The organism is Flavobacterium branchiarum (genome assembly GCF_030409845.1).
Taxonomy (GTDB): domain Bacteria; phylum Bacteroidota; class Bacteroidia; order Flavobacteriales; family Flavobacteriaceae; genus Flavobacterium; species Flavobacterium branchiarum.
Genome location: NZ_JAUFQQ010000005.1, coordinates 491,661 through 507,723, shown reverse-complemented (window position 1 = coordinate 507,723; position 16,063 = coordinate 491,661). Strand labels below are relative to the sequence as shown.

The 16,063-nt window shown below is 35.2% G+C and carries 12 protein-coding genes; 4 read left to right on the top strand and 8 right to left on the bottom strand.

The window, feature by feature from the left end:
- Positions 1-150: 150 nt before the first annotated feature.
- Positions 151-1,617: a MocR-like pyridoxine biosynthesis transcription factor PdxR gene (gene pdxR / locus QWY99_RS14200; RefSeq protein WP_290266178.1), complete on the bottom strand. Its 1,467-nt coding sequence runs from the start codon at positions 1,615-1,617 to the stop codon at positions 151-153.
- Positions 1,618-1,780: 163 nt separating this feature from the next.
- Here pdxR and QWY99_RS14195 point away from each other — a divergent pair, with 163 nt between their 5' ends.
- Positions 1,781-2,230 carry a GNAT family N-acetyltransferase gene (locus QWY99_RS14195; protein ID WP_290266177.1) on the top strand — a complete coding sequence of 150 codons (450 nt, stop codon included), beginning with the start codon at positions 1,781-1,783 and terminating at the stop codon, positions 2,228-2,230.
- A gap of 308 nt (positions 2,231-2,538) precedes the next feature.
- Here QWY99_RS14195 and QWY99_RS14190 read toward each other — a convergent pair whose 3' ends face one another.
- The 6 genes from QWY99_RS14190 to QWY99_RS14165 form a co-directional block, all read right to left on the bottom strand.
- On the bottom strand, positions 2,539-2,973 hold the full coding sequence (locus QWY99_RS14190; protein WP_290266175.1) for a hypothetical protein: 435 nt from the start codon (positions 2,971-2,973) through the stop codon (positions 2,539-2,541).
- 5 nt (positions 2,974-2,978) lie between these two features.
- Positions 2,979-4,067: an efflux RND transporter periplasmic adaptor subunit gene (locus QWY99_RS14185; protein ID WP_290266174.1), complete on the bottom strand. Its 1,089-nt coding sequence runs from the start codon at positions 4,065-4,067 to the stop codon at positions 2,979-2,981.
- Between the two features lie 79 nt (positions 4,068-4,146).
- On the bottom strand, positions 4,147-7,296 hold the full coding sequence (locus QWY99_RS14180) for an efflux RND transporter permease subunit (protein WP_290266173.1): 3,150 nt from the start codon (positions 7,294-7,296) through the stop codon (positions 4,147-4,149).
- 10 nt (positions 7,297-7,306) lie between these two features.
- Positions 7,307-8,692: a TolC family protein gene (locus QWY99_RS14175; RefSeq protein WP_290266172.1), complete on the bottom strand. Its 1,386-nt coding sequence runs from the start codon at positions 8,690-8,692 to the stop codon at positions 7,307-7,309.
- Positions 8,693-8,770: 78 nt separating this feature from the next.
- Positions 8,771-9,178, bottom strand: a complete 408-nt coding sequence (locus tag QWY99_RS14170; protein ID WP_290266171.1) for an HYC_CC_PP family protein — start codon at positions 9,176-9,178, stop codon at positions 8,771-8,773.
- A 1,172-nt stretch (positions 9,179-10,350) separates the two neighbouring features.
- The gene (locus QWY99_RS14165) at positions 10,351-11,298 is read right to left on the bottom strand and encodes a T9SS C-terminal target domain-containing protein (protein ID WP_290266170.1); all 948 of its coding nucleotides are present in this window, start codon (positions 11,296-11,298) and stop codon (positions 10,351-10,353) included.
- 220 nt (positions 11,299-11,518) lie between these two features.
- On the opposite strand from QWY99_RS14165, the gene QWY99_RS14160 reads away from it, so the two are divergent.
- Complete coding sequence (locus tag QWY99_RS14160; RefSeq protein ID WP_290266169.1) at positions 11,519-12,709, top strand: DUF5009 domain-containing protein; 1,191 nt, start codon at positions 11,519-11,521, stop codon at positions 12,707-12,709.
- 17 nt (positions 12,710-12,726) lie between these two features.
- Here QWY99_RS14160 and QWY99_RS14155 read toward each other — a convergent pair whose 3' ends face one another.
- Positions 12,727-13,317: a hypothetical protein gene (locus tag QWY99_RS14155; protein ID WP_290266168.1), complete on the bottom strand. Its 591-nt coding sequence runs from the start codon at positions 13,315-13,317 to the stop codon at positions 12,727-12,729.
- Between the two features lie 147 nt (positions 13,318-13,464).
- On the opposite strand from QWY99_RS14155, the gene QWY99_RS14150 reads away from it, so the two are divergent.
- Positions 13,465-14,628, top strand: a complete 1,164-nt coding sequence (locus tag QWY99_RS14150) for a glycosyltransferase family 2 protein (protein ID WP_290266167.1) — start codon at positions 13,465-13,467, stop codon at positions 14,626-14,628.
- Positions 14,629-14,711: 83 nt separating this feature from the next.
- A complete protein-coding gene (locus QWY99_RS14145; protein ID WP_290266166.1) occupies positions 14,712-16,034 on the top strand; it encodes a dihydrolipoamide acetyltransferase family protein in 1,323 nt (440 codons plus the stop codon).
- The last annotated feature ends 29 nt before the right edge of the window (positions 16,035-16,063 follow it).

Sequence of the window (16,063 nt, the reverse complement as noted above, 5' to 3'; positions counted from 1 at the left end):
GTTAAAATTTTAAATAAAAAGCTATTTACCTAAGTATAACTGAACTAAATGATAAGTTATTTAAGAAATAGCAATTATTTTGATAAAGGATTTAAAATCCATTATTGCGATCGAATAGGAGATGATGGAGGGAACTGTAATTGAAAATAGTTAGAGTTTTAATTCCTTATAAACAGTTCCCATAATTTTTAATCCTTCTGTAAGTTCTTCTTTATTTAGGGATCCATAACCAAGTCTTAAGGAATTTTTAGGTTGATTATCTAAATAAAAACTTCCTGGAGGAACAATCTGAATTCCTTTCTTTTCTAGCTGCGTTATATAGTGCGTTAGGTCTATTGGTTCATTAAATTTTATCCAAAAAGCGAGTCCTCCTGTAGGTTTCTGAAAACTAATAGCATTTCCAAAATTTTCATCTAAACAGGCTTCCATTAAATCACGTCTTTCTTTGTAAATAGCAACAACTCTGCGTGCATGTCTTTTTAAGGTTCCATCTTCCATTAATTCGGCAATGGCATGTTCGAGAATAGTATCGCCTTGACGGTCAATTTGAATGCGTAGGTTTACAAGTGATTGCATGAAAGCTATGGGGCCTGTAACGTAACCGACACGTATTGCTGGAGCAATGAGTTTGCTTAAGGAGCTAATGTAGATTACATTGTCTGATTTTTCATTACTGGCCAAAGCCAATTTATTTCCTGCTCCAAAATGGTATTCATGGTCATAATCATCTTCGATTATGGCGAAATTATATTTTAAGGATAGTTCAAGTAATTTGATTCGTCGTCCCGCTTTCATCGTAATCGTAGTAGGGAATTGGTGATGTGGCGTAACATATACGGCTTTGATTTTTGTTTTACGACATAAGTCTTCAAGTTCATCAACGTTGATTCCGTCTTTGTCTATTTCGACCGTTTTTAAAATAGCGCCTGTTTCGCGAAATATCTTTTGCACGGCATAATAGGAGGGATTCTCGACTACGACAGTATCACCAGTTGTGATAAGCACTTTTGCAACCAGATATAGTGCCATTTGGCTTCCTCGGGTTACACATATAGTTTCTGGATTTGTATGAAGACCTCTGTCTCTAGAAAGCATTATGGAGAGCATTTCACGTAGTTTATAATCTCCTTTTTCGCTACTATAACCAAGTAAACCCCATTTTCCTTTGCGTTGAAAGATGCGTTTGTATGCTCTAGATAATTCTTTAAGCGGAACAAGTCGGGTATCGGGAGCGCCTTCATTAAAAACAATGCGACTTCCTTCTAGTGCACGGTCAGTAAGGTAAAATGGTTGGTGCTGAATGTGTTCGAAAGTAGCTTCCTTTTTTGGAATTGTAGGTTGCTGTTTTTGTATTTGTGGTAAATGGGCAGATATGTATGTTCCTGATTTGTATTTGCTTTCTAGCCATCCTTCTTCGATTAAGGCTTCGTAGGCAAAAACAACGGTTTTTCGGTTTACTCCAATGTCTTCGGCTAGGATTCTGGTACCAGGCAAAGGCGTTCCTCTTTCGAGTCTTCCGTAACTGATTTCTTTTCGGATCACTTCGGTTATTTGTTCTACCAAAGTTTGATCGGAATGAAACGAAATATTAAAAATGGTCTTCCAAGGTCTTAACATCAGCTCTTTATTTTATTGAAATATACATTGAGTTCAAAATTAAGCCTTTTATAATGACTTACTTCATCTGGACCCATTTGTTTGTTGAAACTGGATTAATCAAACACTCCTGTAATGCGTGACATTTGCTCCTTTATAAATCATTACTTTAAATTATTTTATTATGAAACACATTGAAATTGCTACTTTGGATCATTTGGATGAATTTGCAGCGTTGTTTAACAGTTACCGAATTTTTTATAGACAACCATCTAATGTTGAAATAGGGAAAGCTTTTCTTAAAGAGCGAATTACGAATAAAGAAACAACTACATTCTTGGTTAAAGCTGATGGGAAATTTGTTGGATTTGCACAATTATATCCATTGTATCATTATAAGGCATTACAGAAACAATGGTTGCTAAGTGATTTGTTTGTTGATCCTGATTTTAGAGGGCGAGGTTTGTCTGTAGATTTAATTGATAGATGCAAGTTGTTTTGCGATGAAACCGACGCTTGTGGTTTATTATTGGAAACTGAAAAGACGAATGAAATTGGAAATATTCTGTATCCTAAATGTGGTTTCGAATTAGACAATGATCATAACTATTACAACTGGTGGAAGAAAGCTTAATAATCCTATTGCGAAAGAAGGAAGATAAATTGTGAATTAAAAGAGCTGTTTCAGATATCTTGAACAGCTCTTTTGGTTTTGGATTATTTTATAAATGCTACTGAAATTAATTGCCCTAGCCCAGTTCCGATAGCTATCGGGAGAAACGGCATCCTTTACTTGACATCCTGACAAAGGAAGGATCTAGGAAAGATATAGTGATCAGCTGGAATAGCTTCTTAAAATGAAACTTTAAAACAATACTTTAGGAAACAAAAAAATCCACTTTATTATTAGTAAAGTGGATTTTAGTTTATAGAATTAGGAGACTAGTTTTTGGTCAGTTGATTCTCTTTTAGAAATTGTTGGAAATTTTCTTCGGATTCAAAATAGGCGACATTTCCTTCTTCGTTTAAGGACTCGATATATGCCAAGGCTTTGTCGATTTTTTGACCTGTAAATGGATCTGTTGCTTTACGAACAGTTTCGTCATTTGGGATGCGTTCTACACACATATTGCAACAGCCGTAGTACATTTTTCCGTCAAAAGGAACTTCCATTTGCTTTTTTGCCATGTGTTTATCATTGACCATGCAAACCTCATCGGTAGGAACATGTTTTGCTTTATTGGGCGCTGTGTCTTGTTGTACTGGCTGTTCTTGTGGAGTTTGTGCCACCGTTTGCTCTTTGTTTTCTTTGTCTTTGCAAGAAATTAGAATCGCAGCAATTGCTACAATAACTAGGTATTTATAATATGTTTTCATCTTTATTATTTTTTAATTTTTGTTCCTTCTACTATTTCTTCTGTGGCTTTTAGGAGTATGTTATCGCTTTCGTTTAGCTCTCCAAAAACTTCAATTTTATCCATTAACGTACGTCCTTTTGAAACGGGAATATTTTTTGTTACACCATTTTCAACACGGATTACATACATGCCAATATTGCTTTCTACCAAGGCTGTTTTTGGAATGAAAAATGTAGCTTCTTTTGCTTGTAATGGCAATGTTGCTTCAACAACCATTAGCGGTTTTAGCTCAGGATGCATTTTCATGATATCTGCTTCGATGCGTTCTGAACGAAGTTTGAAATCTAGAACTCCTGATTTTCGAGATATTTTGGCCATATATTTTTTCTGAGGAATCGAAGTAACTTTAAAATGTACCGAATCTCCCAAACTTAAATAAGCTGTATTTGCTTCTGGAACTGAAAGGGAAACTCTCAGTTTTTTGTTGTCCTGAAGTACCAATAAAGGTTTGTCTGATCCTTTTCCCATTGGGCCAACATAAGAGCCTAAATCGATGTTTCTTTCGGCAATGATACCACTAAACGGTGCTCTAATGACTAAATAATCGTTCATAATTTGCATTTCTTGATAGGCAGATTTGGTTGCTTCTAATTGTGCTTGATCGGCTAGTTTTCTTGCTGTAATCTGGTCTAAGGCATCTTTGGCAATGGCTCCTTTTGTTTCATTTGCTTTGAACATTCGGTCGTAATTCGATTTTGTAGCAATGTAAATGGCTTCTTGTGCTTTCCATTTTGATTTTGCTGCTGCCAATTGCGCTTGAATTTCTGGTGCTTCGAGTACAAGGATAACTTGCCCTTTGGTAACTATTGAGCCAATATCTACAGGGAGTTTTTTGACATAACTATTTACTTTGGCATAAATAGATGTTTCCTGATCCGATATTAATTCGCCTGCTAGTTTTAATTGTACCTGAGGATTGCTTTTTTTGATAGATACGGTTTCAAAATTCGGCATCATCATCATGGGCATCGCATTTGGTTTTTCGGCCTTTTTGTTTTCTGAATTGCAGGATGCAAATACAATTCCGATAAGGATATAATAAATTAGTTTCATATGTAAATAATTTTATTTTTTATTGAATTCTGATTCTTCGTTATTGTTTATGATTCCGAATCATGACGATTTCAGGTTTTTATTTTTCTAATGCGATATAATGTGCACTGTTTTCGTCGTCTGGATCTAATGATGGCGATTGTGTAGATGCCTTGCCTTGTATCCATACGAATACTAATGGCAATAATAGCAATACACTAAAAGAGGATGCGATTAAGCCGCCAATTACTGCTCTTCCTAGCGGAGCAACTTGGTCTCCACCTTCGCCATGTCCAATTGCCATTGGTAACATACCTGCTATCATAGCCAATGTTGTCATGATGATAGGGCGAATACGAAGCGACGCAGCTTGTATGGCTGCTGTTAATGCATTTCCATTTTCCATACGCAATGTTTCGGCATTACTGATTAGTAGAACGGCATTGGCGATAGAAACTCCTACCGACATGATGATTCCCATATATGATTGTAAGTTTAATGTAGAGCCAGTTACTTTCATTAATAACAGCGATCCTAAGATTACAAATGGTACTGTTGTTAGGATTACAAATGAAACTTTGAATGATTGAAAGTTGGCTGCCAACATTAAAAAGATTACAATAATTGCAATTAATAATCCCATTGCCAAACTGCTCATGGTTTCATCCAGAACAGGCACCATTCCTGAAATTTGAACATTTACCCCTTTTGGTAATCCACCCAGAGAAGCAATTGCAGCTTGTACATCTTTTTGCGCTCGGCCTAAATCGGTATCATGAATATTTGCAGTAACGGGAGTATAGCCCATTGTTCCTAAGTTGTAACTTTCTCCTAAAACTTTTGTTGGTGTAATTGTGGCTACATCACCAAGAACTGGTCGGTCAGCATTTTTTCCTAACGGAACATTAAGCAATTCGTCCTTACTATTTAATATGTTCTGAGGCGTTTGTACTTGAACATCGTAGGCAATTCCCATCATGCCGCCAACCCACATATTTTTGCTGGTATAGCGAGAAGATGCTGTAATTGGTACCAAGGAACGAGCAATATCCTGAGCATCGATTCCTAATTGTGCGGCTCTTAATCTGTCGATATTAATTTCGAAAGCGGGATAATTCAGCGATTGCGGAATTTGTTGGTCTCTTAAATAATCAATTTCTTTTAGTTTTGCCAGTAACTTATTAGCATACATGATGTTCATTTTTTTCATCATACCCGAAAAACGAACTTCAATTGGCGTATTTGTTCCTTGACTTAAAATCTTTTCAGTGAGCTCTATTGGTTCGAAAGAAAAATGCAATTCGGGCATTTTTGCTTTCATGTGATTACGGATTTTTTCTTTTAAATCATTCGTGTTTCCATCGTAATCTTTTAGTGCGATTTGCATCAATCCTTCGTGTGGCCCTGCATTATATAAGTAAATTGGACTTACCGCAAATGATGAAGGATGCTGACCAATAAATACCGAAGAAATAGCAATGTGGTTTTTGCCAATTACTGTTTCTAGCTCATTTAGAACTTGCTTAATTTTCAGTTCTGTTTTTTCGATACGAGTCCCCTCAGGCGCTTTTATACGTACTTGAAACTGACTTGAATTTACGGTTGGTAATACATCTTTTCCTGTATTGTTGTACATGATAAAAACTCCTAATCCAACCAAAACAAAGCTCGCAATCAAAATCATTTTGCGCTTTTGCATTATAGATTCTAAAAACGTTACAAAACGATTTTTAAAACGATCAAATTTATCTTCTTTGTGTACGTGATTCTCATCTTGAGCCTTCATTAACCAATTGGCCATTACAGGAACAAAGGTTTGTGATAGGATAAATGATATAATCATCGAAAACCCAATAGCAAGTGCCAACGGCATAAATAAAGAACCAGGTATTCCAGTCATCATAAATGCAGGAGCAAATACGGCAAGAATACAAAGTAGAATCAATAATTTAGGAAAAGCAATTTCGAGACAAGCATCTAGGATTGCCTTTGCCTTTGTTTTGTTCATTGCAAGATGTTGATGAATGTTTTCGATAGTAACAGTACTTTCATCAACCAGAATTCCTATTGCAAGAGCCAGTCCAGATAAGGACATAATATTGATACTTTGTCCAAATAATTTTAGGAATAATACTCCTGAAATAATCGAAATTGGAATCGTTAAAACCACAATTAAAGCCGCTCTATTATCACGCAAGAACAGTAATACCATTAATCCAGTTAATAAAGCACCTAAAGCACCTTCTAGAATTAAACTTTTTACAGCATTGATTACATATACCGATTGGTCAAATTCATAAGAGATTGTAACATCTTCTGGTAAATTATTCTGAATCATCGGAATGGCTTTCTTCAAATTCTTCACCACATCCCAAGTCGATGCATTACCCGATTTTGCAATATTGATATACACAGAACGCGCTCCGTTAATCAAGGCGTAACCTGTTGTAATATCGGCACCATCTTTTACAGTTGCAATATCACGGATATAAACATTATCGACTCCGCCTTTGAAAATTGGAATATTCCCAAAATCAGCCACTTCTTTAATGGTATTATTTGTAGGCGTTAGATAATTAATATCATCAACATAGATATTCCCCGATGGAGAAGTAATATTATTACGGCTAATGGCTTCTACAATTTGCTCAGGAGTTAATTGATGCGTACGCAATTTATTTGGGTCGATGTTTATTTCGATAGTTCTTGGGCTTCCGCCAAAAGGAGGTGCGGTTGTTAGTCCTGGAATTTTAATCAAAAATGGTCGAGCCGAAAAGTTGGCGATATCCTGTAACTCGTTGTTTGTTTTTGAATTACTCTTAAAAACCAATTGTCCCACAGGTTGCGACGAAGCATCAAATCGAATGATGAATGGAGGCGGAGCACCCGGAGGCAAAAATACCTGAGAACGATTAGATAAGGCATTGATTTCGGCAATAGCCTGCCCCATATCTGTTCCCTCATAAAAGTTAATTTTCATTAAGGTAAGTCCTTGGGTATTTTTGGTTTCGATGCTTTCGATACCGCTTGTAAACAGCATCATATTTACATACATCTTTGTAAAATAACCCTCCATTTGTTGCGGTGTATAACCATTAAATGAGTGGGCTATATACACAACAGGAAGATTCATATCTGGCAGAATATCCACCTTTATATCTTTGGTAGCTTTGATTCCGAAGAATAATAGCCCCAGCACCATCACCATAATAGAGATGGGCTTGCGCAAGGCAAAACGTATTAAATTCATAATTTAGGCTTTAGTATATGGCGTTTAATAAAATAGACAAGTCACCCTTGGCTGCAGCTTTAATCCATAAGGCCTGCCAGATGTTGTTTTGAGCTATTTCATAGTCGATTTCGGCTCTGTTGAGCGTGTAGAAAGATTGAGTCAAGTCAACAATAGTCGTTAATCCGTTATTGTATAATGCAGTATGCTGTTTGTATGCATCTGTAGCTGCTTTTACTTGAATTTTAGTTTCTTCAAAAATTTCAAATGCATTTTTTAATTTGTCATCTGCCAATTTTTGTTGCGCTACAAGCTCCTGATTCATATAGTCATATTCGTTTTGAAGCGATTGCGTAATGAACTTTTGCTCTTTCTTTTTTGAGGTCTGACGGTATAAATTCATCAGATTCCAACTAATTCCAATACCAACAATATAATTACTTCGGTCTATGCCAACGCCATCAGAATACGATTTAGAAAATGCTGTATTGTCTTGCACATAATTCCAATCAAAACCTGAACCGCGTCCTTGTATTACACCAAATGAAGAAATACTAGGTAACCCAAGTGAGGACTGTAATTTTTCTTGTTGCACGCTTTTTTGAACCGTACTGTTTTGCCATTCCAAAATAGGGTGTTTGCTAGTTTCTAGTGATGATTCTAAAAGTAGTGATGGTGTTTTGTTGGTGAAAAAAGGATCTAATTCGTATTTTCGATATTCTTCTCCCATCATCACGGCCAGTCCTTTTGAGTAATCGAGTTCTAAATCATAGGCTTTTAATACTGCCGATTTAGCATTGGCAACTTCGGCTTTCGCCAAAGAGAAATCGACTTCTGGAATCAAACCGCTATTCGAACGGCTTTCGGTTGTGGTTGCAACAACTTCGGCACGTTCTAGGTTTTTATCCTGAACAAATTTGATGCGTTGTGCAGCCAAGAGATTTAAGTAAGCAGCGCCAACTTTTACCTGATGTTGGAATTTTAGTTGCTCTAAATCTTTTTGTGCTACGGTTTCATCTGCTTTGGCAATTGCAACCTGATTTTTTATTTTACCAAAAGTAAATAGGTTCCAATTGATGTTTGCTAGATAGAGTGAGCCAAAAGCGGCATTCCAATTTTGCTCCTGCAAAGGCATAGAAGTCGATGCAACGCCCAAACCTCCAAACCCATACATAGGTCCGTTTTGAGCATTAATTGTTCCGTAGCTTTGTTGCGCCATCAAAGTGAAATCAGGTAAATACTGACTTTTTTGGTAGATTACATTTTCTTTTGAAGCAAGTACCATTGCTTCCTTAGCTTTTATTTTTTCAAAATTCTGAACAGAACGTTCAAGAGCATTTGGTAATGTTACGGTTTGTGCCAAAAGATTTCCTGTGGCTAAACCGATGATTACCAATGCAAAGAATTGCATTTTCATACATTTATATTTAAAATTTAACAATAGAAATCCTGTGCTGTTCTTTAGAAACAACATAGATTATTTAATTGAATAAAATCAAATACGATATACGCAATAATAAATGTAGAGTAGGGTATTCCTAATAGGAATCGTTGCAGAGACGTATGTAAACCTTAAAGTTTTTACTTGAGGAAGTTCATAGCCAAAGACAACTTTAAAGAAATGAAAAGGCAAAGCAACTCCTAAGTATTTTAGAGGAATCGTATCAGAAGCTGCTTTTTGAGCCTTCTCTGTTATTTTTAATAGCTTGGTTTCGTGTTTGCAACAATCTTGAAGTATTTTTCCGTCCTTACGAGCACATTTAGAACAAGGTTGTCCTTCTTTATTTTGCGCAAAAAAGTACGTCTCCTGCTTGATTCCTTTACAGATATGAGTATTCTTAGTAAAGCCACTAGACAATACTAAGTAAAAGAAGGAGAGTAATAAGATAAATACTTTTTTCATATCAGTGAGCAAAGGTTGCTATATCCGAGGAATTAGTTGTTGCATAATTTTGGTAGATGTTTGTAAGATTTACAATTTTATTTTAACCTGAAATTTTAAGCTTGAAAAAAATTAATCGCAAAGTTCGCAAAGATTTCGCAAGGTTCGCAAACTGTGACTGAAAACTGAGACTGGATACTGCGACTATAAATTCACCCCCAATCTTGTCACCCTGAGGCACGAAGGGTCTTCGCAAGAAACTAACACAAACCTGTAGTAAGTTTAGTTTTTAAAATCTTTTTAATCCTTTTAATCTGTGGCAAGAAAATTAACCGCAAAGTTTATCGACAATCTTGTCACCCTGAGGCACGAAGGGTCTTCGCAAGAAACTAACACAAACCTGTAGTAAGTTTAGTTTTTAAAATCTTTTTAATCCTTTTAATCTGTGGCAAGTAAATTAACCGCAAAGTGCACAAAGATTTCGCAAAGTTCGCAAAGCTTTACGCAAGGAATGCAAACTATGACTGTTTTTCGTCTCCGCTCAGGATGATACAGAGACTGAATACTGCGACTGTAAATTCACCCCAATATTGTTACCCTGAGGCACGAAGGGTCTTCGCAAGAAACTAACACAAACCTGTAGTAAGTTTAGTTTTTAAAATCTTTTTAATCCTTTTAATCTGTGGCAAGAAAATTAACCGCAAAGTGCGCAAAGATTTCGCAAGGTTCGCAAAGTTTTACGTAAGGAGTGCAAACTGGGACTGTTTTTCGTCTCCGCTCAGGAAGACAATGCGACTGGATACTGTGACTGAAAACTGTGACTGAAAACTGAGACTGAAAAGTCCGCAAAGGTTTCGCAAGGTTCGCAAAGTTTTAATTCTAAGTTGTGGCAAGAAAATTAACCGCAAAGTGCGCAAAGATTTCGCAAAGTTCGCAAAGCTTTACGTAAGGAGTGCAAACTGGGACTGTTTTTCGTCTCCGCTCAGGATGACATTGCGACTGGATACTGTGACTGAAAACTGAGACTGAAAAGTCCGCAAAGGTTTCGCAAGGGACGCAAAGCTTTACGCAAGGAATGCAAACTGCGACTGTCCTTCGTCTTCGCTCAGGATGACACTGAGACTGAAAACTGCGACTGAAAACTAGAAATGCGACTGAAAACTGAGACTGAAAACTAGAAATCCGACTGTAAACTAGAAGTAAGAACTTAAGTCAACTCGATGGATTTGTTGAGGTGTATTAAGTAAAGGTTTTCTAATCAAAGCTTCATTGGTTAAATAATAATGCAAACCATCTTCGGTTGCGATACCTTCAATTTGATGAAAAGGCATGGCAATCTTGATTCTTCGTTTATTACCTGACAGAAAATCATTGTTTTTATAATCGTACAAAAGGTATAAAAAAGGTTTTCCAATTTTAGAATAACCACAAAGGACAATCCTCTTTTTGGAGGGTACAAAAGTAGCGCCTGTCACTAATCCTTTTACATCAAGAGTTCCTTTTAATTGCGCAATATGCTTTCCAGTTTTATTAGGTAAAGCGTAAATACTGGTTTTATTGTGTTTCCATTGTTTAGTAAACAGATAAATACTATCGTTTGTAACAATAAAAGCTTCACAATCAAAGTTGGTTTTGTTTGCTTTCTCTGAGGTAAAATTAGTTTGATTAGAATATGAAAAAGAAATGGTATCGATGACAGGTTTTCCTGCTAGAAAGGATTCTTTCTCGATTTTTAAAATATGTAAATCGACTCTGTTTCCAGCATAGTTATTTCCAAAGTCCCCTAGGTAGATGTGAGTGCTATCTTGCGAAATTTCTTCCCAGTCGGAATTGATGACTTTCTCCAGTACGATTTTCTTTTTGATCTCTCCTTGATAATTCAGTCCGTAAATGGTTTTATCATGATCGTCATTGTGTGTCCATAATAGCGAATTGAAAGCAATTAATCCAGAAGTTTCTTTGATTGAATCACTTAGTTTTTTTGAATACTCAGGTTTTATTTTTACCGATTTATATACACAACTTCCGTCATTCTCTGTAGCTTTTGGATTGTAGTTTTTAGACAGCGGATCAATACAACCTAAGATTTGTCCGTAGGTTGCCGTAATTGATAAAAAGAAAAGCAAAAGGGCTTTTTTCATTGGGATGAATTGTGATTTATCAAAAGTAAGGGAATATTTTTTGACCCAAACAAAAAATGCTTCTATTGATATTTAACAATAACGAATAAGTTTGTCAGTCTTTTGTAAACTACTTTGATTTCTTATTGAATATTTTATATTTGTTAGGATGCTAATAATGTGGCTGATTATGATGTAGAAGGCAATATTCTATTCCTGTTAAAACAAATAGTACCTACATATGAAAATAAAAGAAGATTTATTCAATAAGAGAATTATCTCCATAGATGCTTTTCGTGGAATTACCATTTTTGTTATGATTTTTGTCAATGAGTTAGCAAGTGTCAAAAATGTACCCCAATGGATGAAGCACATGCCAGCTGATGCTGATGCAATGACATTTGTTGATTTGGTATTTCCTGCTTTTCTATTTATAGTAGGAATGTCTATTCCATTTGCATTTAATGCTCGATTACTTAAGGGTGACACGCCTAAAACTATTTGGACACATACATTAAAAAGGGCATTGGCGCTAATCATAATTGGAGTTTATATGGTAAATGCCGAATATGGTTATGATGCATCCAAAATGGTAATTTCTGCTGCTTTATGGGGACTTTTGGCTTATTCAATGCCAATTCCAATTTGGAATAAATACGATAAATCATTTCCTAAGATTACTAAAAACATATTGCAATATGGCGGAATGTTGGTTTTAGTATTATTGTATTTTTTATATGTTCAGGAAAATGGAAATATAGGAATCACACCAAAATGGTGGGGAATTCTGGGGCTTATAGGATGGGCATATTTAATTTCGGTAGTTTATTATTGGCTCGTTAACGGAAAATTAATTGCGATGATAGGATTTCTATTGGTCTGTCTTATTGCTAATATCCTAAATCAGACAGAAGGGAATATAATTCACGATACAAGTTGGCTGAATTTTATTGCGGGACATATGACGCATGCTACATTGGTTTCGGCTGGAGTAGTAATTTCGCTATTGTTTTTTGAAGGTAAAAAATCAGAAAATATCAATTGGAAAGTAATAGGTTTCGGACTGCTGTTTTTTGTTGTAGGATATTTATTAAGACCTTATTATGAAGTTTCAAAAATAAGAGGAACACCTTCTTGGGTGCTTTATTCTGCGGGTATTTGTACCGCAGTATTTTATTTCTTGTATTGGTTAATGGAGGTTAAAAAGCGAACAAAATGGAGTAACTTTTTTATGCCAGCTGCCGCTAATCCATTGCTTATTTATATCCTTCCGGGGATTATCTATTATTTTAATTTGACATTTAATATTCAGATCATTCCAGATTATTTCCGCGAAGGCGTTCCTGGGATAATTTGGGCTTTAGTATTTTCAACGATTATGCTATTTGTAATGCGAATTTTTAATAAATATAAGATTCAGTTGCATTTGTAATAATTGAATTAAAATAGTTACAAATTTTGAATTTCTACAGCAGTTATTTCTAAAAGTGAACCAGAAACAGGGTGATAATTCACGAAATTAAATTTGGAGAGATTATGAATGTTTACAGGATTTCCATTTAGTTTAAAATCAGTCCATGGAATTTTTACAGTAGTAAATCTATCAGGAGAAGTAGGTAAGTTGGTCATTGCATGCGTTCCTCCATGCACACAGCCGGTACCAGAATCGTTTCCTTCTCGAGCTTGAATAGTAATAGGTTGGGATGTTTTGTAAGTAATACTAACAAAACTGGAACTACTAGGAAGATTGGTTGATGCTCCATCATTAGAACCAGATGGTGTAATCATTACATTTAGTTCAATTTCTCCAACAGGGGAACCATTGGCAGTAACACGAATAACTCCTTCTTTTTTTCGAATTGTATTAATCGTTTCTTGGTTTTCTTTGGCAGGTCCTGCAATATACCAAGTACTTGATTTTACTAAATCTGTATTATCGGTGGAGTTTTGAAGAGAAGAAGTTTTACAACTTGAAAAAACACACGAGATTATAATAAAAGCGAAAGGTAAAATTCGATTAGTGACAGTTCTGTGTTTCATAAAGATTAATCTTATTTTTTTGCTAAAATAAATAATTAAGTAATAGGGGGGTGTGTTATTTGAAAGGCAGTAATAATATTTGGACTTTGAGGTTGGGATTAGCAGAAAATTTTTAACTTTCCCCAAAATATATAGCTCCATTTTTTCATGCAATTATCAGTAATCATCCTTAATTATAATGTACGTTATTTTCTTGAACAATGCGTTTTAAGTGTTCAGGGTGCTCTATCTTCAATAGATGGAGAGATTATAGTCATTGATAATAATTCTTCAGATGATAGTTGTGAGATGATCCGTAGTCGTTTTCCTGATGTGAAACTGATTCAAAACACAGAAAATCTGGGCTTTCCAAAAGGAAATAATATAGGTGTTGCTCAGGCTAAAGGCGATTATATTTGCATTTTAAATCCCGATACGGTTGTTGCCGAAGATACATTTATAAAAGTGCTTGCTTTCGCTAAAGAGCAACACGATTTAGGAATAGTAGGCGTAAATCTTATTGATGGAGCAGGTAATTTTCTTCCAGAGAGCAAAAGAGGAATTCCAACACCTTGGGTAGCTTTTACCAAAATTGCAGGATTGTACAAGTTTTTCCCAAAATCAAAATACTACAATAAATACTACGCACAACATTTACAGGAAAACGAAACAGGAAAAGTCGAAATACTAGTCGGAGCCTTTATGATAATGAAGAGAGATTTGTATAGTGAAATCGGAGGTTTCGATGAAGATTGTTTTATGTATTCAGACGATATTGATTTGTCATATATGGTTTTGAAAAAAGGAAAAACGAATTATTATTTCTCCGAAACAACTGTAATTCACTATAAAGGCGAAAGCACCATAAAGGATGAGAAATACATGAAGCGCTTTCAGGAAGCTATGAATTTCTTTTATAAAAAACATTTTAAAGTATCCTTTTTATTCTCCCTTTTTATGAAAATGGGAATTGTGTTTTTTTCAATTGTTAAAATGATTCAGGGAAAAACAACGATAAAAACGACACCTCAGGAGTATTTTTTATATAGTTCAAATGACAATTTAGTAGAGAAATTGAGTTTGATTTTACAAAATAAAGTTACATTTTACGATTTAAAAAAAGAAAAAATGGTAAATTCGTGCCTGATTTATATAGCAAAAGGAGCAGAAGTAATTTTGGATAATCAATACATATCATTCAAGAAATGTATCGATATCATAAAATCTGAAAGACATAAGAAGATTACTTTTAAAATTTTACCCAAAACCACTGCTTTTTTAATCGGAAGTGATTCTAGTAATGATAGAGGTAAAATCGTTAAAATCACATAAAAATTATATTTAATGTAATTTATATTTAAAAATTTCAGTAATTTCGCAATCTGAAAATCAATATCACCTTTTAGGTTAACAATATGGCAAGATTTGAATTAAAACTTCCTAAAATGGGAGAAAGTGTCGCTGAAGCAACAATCACAAACTGGTTGAAAGAAGTTGGAGACAAAATTGAAATGGATGAAGCAGTGCTTGAAATCGCTACCGATAAAGTAGATAGCGAAGTGCCAAGTGAAGTTTCAGGAATTTTGATTGAGCAATTGTTTGGTAAAGACGATTTGGTACAAGTAGGACAAACTATCGCTATTATTGAAACAGAAGGTGGTTCGTCATTTTTGGTTGATAAAGTAGTAGAGGAAACAGTTGCTCCGGCAGAAGTTGCGGCTATCGAAAAAACAATCGAAATTGCTAAAGAAGTAGTTACTACTCCAGCAGATTATAGTACATCGGATAAATTCTTTTCTCCTTTGGTAAAAAATATTGCTAAAGAAGAAAACGTTTCTATCGCTGAGTTAGAAAGTATAAATGGTTCAGGAAAAGATGGTCGTGTGACCAAAGAAGATATATTGGCTTATATAGCTGGTAGAAAAGATAAAGTAGAAGAACCGAAAGCAGAAGCTAAAGTTGCAGTTGCAGCGCCAGTTAAGGTGCAGGAGCAAGCAGTTTCAAAAGCGGCACCGGTTTCTGTAAATGGAGGTGATGAAATCATTGAAATGGACAGAATGCGTAAGCTTATTTCTGGCTACATGGTAGCTTCAGTTCAGACATCTGCACATGTTCAGTCGTTTATTGAAGTTGATGTTACTAATATTGTAAAATGGAGAGAAAGAGTTAAAACGGCTTTCGAAAAAAGAGAAGGCGAGAAGCTTACTTTTACTCCAATTATGATGGAGGCAGTTGCCAAAGCGTTAAAAGATTTCCCAGGAATGAATATTTCAGTTGATGGTGATTATATCATCAAAAAGAAAAATATCAACTTAGGAATGGCTGCTGCTTTACCAAATGGAAATTTAATTGTTCCTGTAATAAAAAATGCAGATCAGTTAAACCTTGTCGGAATGGCAAAAGCAGTTAATGATTTAGGTAACCGTGCAAAAACAGGAAAACTAAAACCAGACGATACACAAGGAGGAACTTATACGGTAACGAATGTAGGAACTTTTGGAAGTGTTTTTGGAACACCAATTATTAATCAGCCACAAGTAGGTATTTTAGCATTAGGGGCAATTCGTAAAGTACCAGCAGTTATAGAAACTCCAGAAGGTGATTTTATCGGGATTCGTCAAAAAATGTTCCTTTCGCACAGTTATGATCATCGAGTTGTAGATGGTGCATTAGGAGGAAGTTTTGTGAAAAGAGTAGCTGAATATTTAGAAGCTTTTGATGTAAATAGAGATTTCTAGAAAAAACAATCTTACAAATAATTGACCCT